The sequence below is a fragment of the Stenotrophomonas sp. P5_B8 genome, from assembly GCF_054049855.1.
The window spans coordinates 1-1,185 of sequence record NZ_JBFULO010000710.1 but is presented as its reverse complement, the minus strand read 5'-3'; the positions used below and the strand labels follow the sequence as shown (position 1 = coordinate 1,185).

General features: G+C 69.3%; 2 protein-coding genes. Both read left to right on the top strand.

The features are described from left to right. Positions 1-795: Csu type fimbrial protein (locus ACXJKH_RS20885; RefSeq protein WP_457322251.1), on the top strand; the 795-nt coding region annotated here is incomplete at its 5' end. A 68-nt stretch (positions 796-863) separates the two neighbouring features. Next, positions 864-1,133, top strand: a complete 270-nt coding sequence (locus ACXJKH_RS20880) for a hypothetical protein (RefSeq protein ID WP_457322249.1) — start codon at positions 864-866, stop codon at positions 1,131-1,133. Positions 1,134-1,185: the final 52 nt, after the last annotated feature.

The following is a 1,185-nucleotide window of genomic DNA, read 5'->3' as shown; positions in this document are numbered from 1 at the left end:
ACCCAGCCCACGCGCAGCATGCGCAMCGCCACCACCGACACCCTGGCCTTCCAGCTGTATACCAACGCCACCCGCAGCACGATCTGGGGCCTCACCCCCGGCAGCAATCCGGGCGCGCAGGTGTTGGACCTCAATTACAACGTACCGCTGGTGACCGGCGGCAGCGGCACGGTCACCATCACCATCTACGGCCAGGTGCCGGCCGGGCAGACGCTCTCCGCAGGGACCTTCAGCAGCAGTTTCGCCGCTGCCGACACCACCGTGCGCTTTGCCTACAACGAAGTGCTGCTTGGCACCGCCTCGCCACCGCCCGCCTGCACCACCCCGGCCGGCGGCGGTGCGACCGGCAACAAGACCGTTGCCTCCGGCTTCCCGTTCACGGTCACCGCCAATGTGCTGCCGCAGTGCAGTACCTATGTCACCACCGACATGGACTTCGGCAGCAATGCCGGCGCCATCACCGGCAACATCGAACGCACCTCGACCATCGGCCTGACCTGCATCAACCGCACTGCCTACACCATCGGCCTGGACAACGGGCAGCATGTGCTCGGCACGACCACCCGGCGCATGCAGCACACCACCAATCCGGCGTACTTCCTTGCCTACGAGCTGTATCGCGACAGCGGCCGCAGCCAGCGCTGGGGCAACACCATCGGGGTGGACACCGCCACCGGCACCGGTACCGGAAGCGCCCAGACCCTGACCGTGTACGGTCGTGCGCCGCCCACCTCGGGCAGCCTGCCCGCCCAGGGCAGCTACAACGATGTAATCACGGTGACCATCACCTACTGACGTCGCAGCGCCTCAAGCCCGGCGGCACCCCGGCCGATAACGGGCAGGCCCCTTCCCTGCGATGTTCCATGATCCTGCGACGGCTTCCCTCCGCCCCGGCCTGCCTGCTCCTGCTCGCGGGCCTCACCGCGTTACCGGCCGCCGCGCAGTCGCAGGGCGGCTTGCGCATCCAACTGCGGATCGTCGCCGACTGCACCTTCGCCGCCGCGCGCGTGTCGCATGCGGACTGCCCGGCACCGCACCAACGCAGCGATGCCCCCATCCCGGTTCCGGCCCAGGTGCGGGCATTGACCCCGGTCGATCCGGCCCGCGGCGACCGGGCCACGGTGACCTACTGATGCGCACTCTCGCCGCGCTGGCGCTGGCCCTGACCCTGCAGCCCGCCGATGC

What these genes read in the sequence shown, in the direction of transcription:
- ACXJKH_RS20880 (WP_457322249.1), top strand. Translation starts at nt 864, where the DNA reads ATGATCCTGCGACGGCTTCCCTCCGCCCCGGCCTGCCTGCTCCTGCTC.